The following is a 5,852-nucleotide window of genomic DNA, read 5'->3' on the forward strand; positions in this document are numbered from 1 at the left end:
GCTGATCAGATCGTAGGTTCTTGATTTAGTTCCATTGAATTACGCAACAAAGCCGGTTAGGATCGTAAATCGGAGGAATAAACACATTGCCGTCGCGCGACTCCACACAACTCAATCCTATAAATAGACCTGGACCATTACTTTTGAAAATGTGTAAAACTTTAGACTTAACGTTATGATACTCGCCATTTTTTAGGTGAACACATTGAGCGAAAGGCAACTTATCTACATAATCAAAAGTAATACCCATGAAGCTTCTTGCGTCTATTATAGGAAAGTCGAACTCTACATCATTTTCATTAGGCCATTCATAAATACACCGTCCTAAACCATCAATGTCTAAAATGATTGAATCTTCGAAATCTCGATGAACTCCAAACGGCGTCCAATTTTCTGAAGTAGATATAAAAACATACACGTCTTTTAAGTCTGGATTTTTGTATCTCGCTAATATTTTACTTTCCAATAGTAGTGCATTAATTTCTCTAGTCAGCAATAAGCTCCATTTAGAAAGCTCATTGATTGCCAAGCAGTAACCCTCACCGACAATTCCTCTTAAATGCTCGTGAGGAGGTTGAACACAATCACCCCATAATTTTGGTATTGACGCACACGCTCTATAATCTAAGCTTTGTCCTTTAAAAACTCTGTAAGTAGGTTCAATCATTGTTGAGTTAAAAGCACTATTAAGAGAGCTATTTATTACTGAAATAGATATCATTTATATTTAAAAAGCCCTCATTCTAGAGGGCTTCTCCATAACGTCTTATAAACTAGTGCCCAACATCTTGACGTGGACTATCATTATCGCAGCAAATGCTTTCACTAGCCTCAACCTCAAACTCTTTTGAGAATTCCTCGTTATTTTGTTTTATATCCTGATGTGCCTTAGTCTTATCTTCCATAAATAGCTCCTTGGTAAATTATCGTTAACTAGTGCGTAATGAACTCAGATTCGCACGCAACCAACCCTGATGCATCTCAATGTAAAACCCAAGTTAATTATTTATAATTTATATAATTTCCAAGTTGAAATATTACACTATCGATATATCCTACCCTTACCAACTAGTTTTTCTGAGTAAAATATGGATAGTTCTTATTTATTTTTGATATTTGCCATTACATTTAGCGCACTGGATAAATGGATATCAAGAATATTTCTAAAAAGAACGCCATCATATAATGAATACCTATTTACCTATCAGAGTTCATGCAGTTTACTATCTGGATTACTTATCATTTCCGAACTAAATCAAGTTTCTAAACAAATCAACAGCGAAGTTGACCTAAAATTGTTGTTACTTTTAATAGTATTTAGCATTATCTCTTGGATGGGGTTTGCATATTCGACCTTTAGGGCTCGAACTTCAATTGAATTAGGCGTTGTCTCTATAATCTCTAAAACAAAGATAATCTGGAGCGCTATTTTCGGAGTTAGCTTTTTAAATGAGAAACTTACTTTCCTTCAAATAGTGGGCGTTATGCTCATACTTGTCGCCTCGCTACTCATCAGCAAAAATAACAAGATAGGTCTTCTTTTTTCAAACAATTTGCACGCGTGGCTCGCCCCTATCTTTCTCACTATAGCTATAGGTATTGATAAAGTGCTTACGATGTACTTACCCTCTAGCATTATCCTTTTCATCGGTTTTTCTGGAACCGCTCTTTTGACGCCTCTACTATTTAAAGTTCATTATGAGTTAATCAAAAAAGTTCTAGTTAACGCGGTAATAACAGCTACTTGCGGCACGGCAAGCTACTATCTTCTCTTAAAAGTGCTCAACACTAGCTCTTTTAGTTTAGTCATGGCTTTATTCCAAGGTGCCTTCATCCTCGATATTCTTTTTGGTTACTTCTTTTTAAAAGAGCACACTAACCTTATAAGGAAAATAGTCTCTTGTTTACTCGCCACCCTTGGTATTTTAACTTTGGCTTCATAACGTACACTTATTCACAGAACTCCAAGTTAAAAAGCATAACGAGGAGTTGATTCCAATCGCCACTGTAATGTTCGCGTGATGATTTCACGCCCCGCAATCATGACTCCTTTCAACACTCTCACCATTTCATTTTCGTCATATAAACTACTTTTGATAACTCCAGTAGTTAAATCAAAAGAAAGAGCGTAGTAAGGCTTACAGACCTGATTCTTACGTAGACTGAGCACACCACCCATCATCTCAGTAAACCGCTTCCAATCACCTTTGTCCGCCGCTTTTAAAATCCCTTGAGCAAGTAACGGTAAACCTTGTCTTTCTTTTAGGCGTCTCAACTCACGCCACACTGTCACAGAACAGCCTCCCAGTTGTTGAAATTGACGTATGCCCCAACAGGCCGCCCACGCATCAACTCTGGCAGCCGCATCTTGAGGGTCTTCTTCGTAAACACCTTTATCAAGATCAGTTCCATCAATGTTCTTTGAAATGTACTTAGCGATATAACCCGTGGCGGAGCCCTTTGATGGATCTATCTTGATTTCAGTAAATCGGTGCTCAGTCGCGCCTTTTTCTTTACTATCTTCTCGTAACGCATAGTCCTGCATAACCTCTATCATTTGACGATAAGATTCCGGCTCCACAAACAATAATAAATGCCAATGTGGTGTGCCGTCATGTTGTGGCTCTGCTACACGGAAACCGTAAAAACGGATCCCTAAACGATTCAGTTTTGAACGTATTAATTGCCAGACCTTATTTAAGTAAGAGTGACCGTCTAACGGGGTAAAGCCTCCCCATTTTGGATTGGCATGACCCGAAGCTGAGTAGCTTCGGTGATACTTCGAAGGGCAAGTAAGAGTGAGAAAAGTTGCTACATGGTTAAGTTCTTGAGCAAGGTCTTCAAATCCCCTTGCTCTAACCATTAATTCAGCTTTACGTATCTTCGGATCAGAGATGCCTTTTTGTGCTAATTCAAGCAATGAAAAGCGTTGCCCTAGCTCATTAACAGCAAAGGTATTTTCTAAATAAGCGTTCTGATAGGCTCTTTGGTTCCTTCTAGCGATTAATGTCGGATAGGAGCAATACAGGCTTGTTTTCTTATTGATTTGGTTAAGATGGTGCAAAACAGTTTCTATATTACGTCTTAACGCCTTTCTGAGCTTTCTAAGCCACCATTTGGGGTCACTATAACGGGCAAGCTCACCGGAATGTGAGTACAAACCTGCGTTAACAGGAAGTCCTTGTTGTTTGACTAGCTGACGAATATAAACAAGGGAAACGGATTCATTCAAATGTTGGCGTCGTAATGCAAGCGTCGAGGCCGCTAAGCGTTTCGCTTTGTCCCTTAAGTCGTCTTCAGAAAGGTTGAGTCCCACTTTATCCAACGGGACAGATAAATGATTCGAGAGTGTGTCCGACGTTACTCGCAAATAAGTATTTCGTTCAAACTTGGTTGGCTGACGACTATACTCATTAAGTAAGATCCGCTGAATTTCAAATGAAAACAAAGCTAACCTCTTGGTCACAAAACCTTTGTCATCAGGGTCAACACTCGATAAATCTAACACATTCATACTCGTTCACTCCCTTTCTGAGTCAAGGAGAAAACATCCCAACGAAGGCCATAAGATTTGTTACTCACATACGTTATCAAACCGGCTTGAAAAAGCTTATCTATAGTCTCTTTAAAGAGACGAATAGGTAGTCGCTCTTTTGGGAGCACCTCTCCATTCCTCGGGCAATAGTCTGAGCACACTTCAAACGTATGCCCTCTTTTCATCCAAGCCAAAAGGGTCAATTGTTCTTTACTCAAATTAATCATGATAGCCCCCTCTGTGGGAGAGTTGTTCGCATTTACTGTGGCTCTCTAGCCACTGGTCTAAATCTTCTTTTAGATAGCGTACCGCTCGCCCTATTTTAATAAAAGGTGGGGCGTCTGTTCGATTCTTTCGATGTCCTTCCATTCTTGATTGGCGTAAAAACGAACGACTCATACCAATGTAAGTCGCAGTCTCTTGTTCGGTGTATGCACGTTTTTGGGTTAATTCTGAATTCATCTCTTTATTCCTCTTAGTCGATTCGAGTTCATCTAAGCAGAAATAAATTCGCAGTGTTAGAGGGTTGTACCTATTAGGTTTAGAGTTATACCTATTAGGTTAAACGATGAAAAAGCGCCCTATCAAAGGGAGTAATTTCTCGGTTAAGTACGATATAAATAAAATCAATGGGTTAATACAAGCTGAACCGAAAGTAACCGTTACCAAATAACGCGGTAAAAAATCGTCAAAGCCCCGTGTTTATTGGTTTCATTCGGTTACCTAACCGAAAATAACAACATGTGAAAAAATCCAGATGGAAACAAGACGAATATACGGCTGTTAGCCAATCAAATTGACCGCATTGGCTTGGTGCTCAGGAGCTAAATGCGCATACCTAAGGGTCATCTTTAAATCAGCATGGCCAAGTAGCTCACGAACGATGTTTAAATCCACTGCCGCCATAACAAGTTTACTGGCAAAATGGTGGCGCAAATCATGAAAGCGAAAATGTTGTATACCTGCTTCTTTTAATAATTGCTCCCACTGATATTGATAGGTTTCCAAAGGCCTATTATTGACAACAAAAACAAATTCCGTAGTTGGATTCTGCTCTCGCCAAACGTTAAGCATGTCAAAAACTGTATTATTCAGAGGGATCGTTCGTTTGTTTTTGGACTTAGCATTTTCAGAACGTACCGTTAGATAACGATCCTCCATATTGACGTGCTCCCAACATAAAGAAAGCAATTCACCTTTCCTCATACCAGTATTCATAGCCATTAAAACCAGTGGCTCTAGGTAATCGATATAACGTACAGAAAACTGTGTCGACGCCCTTTCTCTAAAGCGCTTTTTGATATCATTTTTCAGACGCTCACTACGATGATGTAGAGTGTCCAATAATGACTTTTCTTCTTGATAGGAAAGGTAACGAACTCTCTTATTATCTTCCCTAGTTATTTTTACATTATTCAGATTATGTGAATCAATAAAATTCCATTCAACGGCACGGTTGAAAACCGCTCTCAGGCGATTATAGGCGTACGAAACCGTTGCTGGAGCACGACCTAAGTTCCTGCGTTCAGTAACCCATTGTTGAATATCCCACGCAGTGATCTCTGCTAAGGGTTTATTCGCCAGATGTTTAAAATTGTTTGTTATACACATGAACGACTGCTTAGCCGTCTTAGGGTTCATAGCTATTAGGTAGGACTCATAATGTTCATCGAGAAATTTTTTTAGTGTTAGGTTACTTCTTTGCTCTTGCCTTTTAGCTTCATATCGGGCCTCTTGCACATCTTCACCACTTGCAACTAAACCCACTTTCTCTTTAGCTAAGTCTCTTGCTTGCGCAGGAGTTAAAGCATTAGCAGAACCAAGGAGATAATTCCGCTGCTTCCCGTTGAGACGGAAGTACAGATAATACTTAATCGTACCTAAAGGAGAGATCCGAGCATGAAAGCCACTGATTTCAGTATCATTCAATCGCTTCTGTTGAACCTTGAGGTTCTTAATTGAATTAACTGTTATTTTCTGCTTAATCGCCATAACACTCTTCCTTTGTGTAGCGGATATGTAGCAGAATAATTGTATATCGATAGACTAAAGCGAACGAGCGTGAACAAACATAATTAATCTAAATTATTGTTGTATAAGGCGTTACTATTCATTGTTGTGTACCGCTGCCTACAGAGGAATATTAGTCAATTCCACTGTTAAGGTGTGAGTAACGCAATACAAAAGCCGCCGTATACCACATTAAACACAAACGCAACGCATAGCAAAAATGCCAAGCGTTGCGAATCACTCTTAAACAGATTGTTGAACGAAGCCGCTGCGCGGCAGAGTAAAGCGAGTGCAAGCCATACTCTTG

At 39.4% G+C, this 5,852-nt stretch carries 6 protein-coding genes; 1 reads left to right on the plus strand and 5 read right to left on the minus strand.

The window, feature by feature from the left end:
• Positions 1–25 precede the first annotated feature (25 nt).
• A complete protein-coding gene (locus ACED28_RS22515; RefSeq protein ID WP_371710795.1) occupies positions 26–667 on the minus strand; it encodes a hypothetical protein in 642 nt (213 codons plus the stop codon).
• A 106-nt stretch (positions 668–773) separates the two neighbouring features.
• Positions 774–905, minus strand: a complete 132-nt coding sequence (locus ACED28_RS22520; protein ID WP_371710796.1) for a hypothetical protein — start codon at positions 903–905, stop codon at positions 774–776.
• 183 nt (positions 906–1,088) lie between these two features.
• Between ACED28_RS22520 and ACED28_RS22525 the strand changes: the two genes are divergently transcribed.
• Complete coding sequence (locus ACED28_RS22525; RefSeq protein WP_371710797.1) at positions 1,089–1,943, plus strand: EamA family transporter; 855 nt, start codon at positions 1,089–1,091, stop codon at positions 1,941–1,943.
• 26 nt (positions 1,944–1,969) lie between these two features.
• On the opposite strand, the gene ACED28_RS22530 is transcribed toward ACED28_RS22525, so the two are convergent.
• The 3 genes from ACED28_RS22530 to ACED28_RS22540 all read right to left on the minus strand — a co-directional run bounded on the left by ACED28_RS22530 (position 1,970) and on the right by ACED28_RS22540 (position 5,527).
• Complete coding sequence (locus ACED28_RS22530) at positions 1,970–3,514, minus strand: replication endonuclease (protein ID WP_371692539.1); 1,545 nt, start codon at positions 3,512–3,514, stop codon at positions 1,970–1,972.
• 240 nt (positions 3,515–3,754) lie between these two features.
• Entirely contained in the window at positions 3,755–3,997 is a 243-nt protein-coding gene (locus ACED28_RS22535) for an AlpA family transcriptional regulator (RefSeq protein WP_065679455.1), read from the minus strand.
• A gap of 321 nt (positions 3,998–4,318) precedes the next feature.
• Positions 4,319–5,527, minus strand: coding sequence for a tyrosine-type recombinase/integrase (locus ACED28_RS22540; RefSeq protein WP_371710798.1), 1,209 nt, complete (start codon positions 5,525–5,527; stop codon positions 4,319–4,321).
• Between the last annotated feature and the right edge of the window lie 325 nt (positions 5,528–5,852).

The organism is Vibrio sp. 1F253 (genome assembly GCF_041439295.1).
Classification (GTDB): domain Bacteria; phylum Pseudomonadota; class Gammaproteobacteria; order Enterobacterales; family Vibrionaceae; genus Vibrio; species Vibrio tasmaniensis_A.

Coding starts and splice junctions, on each gene's coding strand:
- ACED28_RS22535 (WP_065679455.1), bottom strand. CDS start 3,997: ATGAATTCAGAATTAACCCAAAAACGTGCATACACCGAACAAGAGACT.
- ACED28_RS22540 (WP_371710798.1), bottom strand. CDS start 5,527: ATGGCGATTAAGCAGAAAATAACAGTTAATTCAATTAAGAACCTCAAG.
- ACED28_RS22525 (WP_371710797.1), top strand. CDS start 1,089: ATGGATAGTTCTTATTTATTTTTGATATTTGCCATTACATTTAGCGCA.
- ACED28_RS22520 (WP_371710796.1), bottom strand. CDS start 905: ATGGAAGATAAGACTAAGGCACATCAGGATATAAAACAAAATAACGAG.
- ACED28_RS22515 (WP_371710795.1), bottom strand. CDS start 667: ATGATTGAACCTACTTACAGAGTTTTTAAAGGACAAAGCTTAGATTAT.
- ACED28_RS22530 (WP_371692539.1), bottom strand. CDS start 3,514: ATGAATGTGTTAGATTTATCGAGTGTTGACCCTGATGACAAAGGTTTT.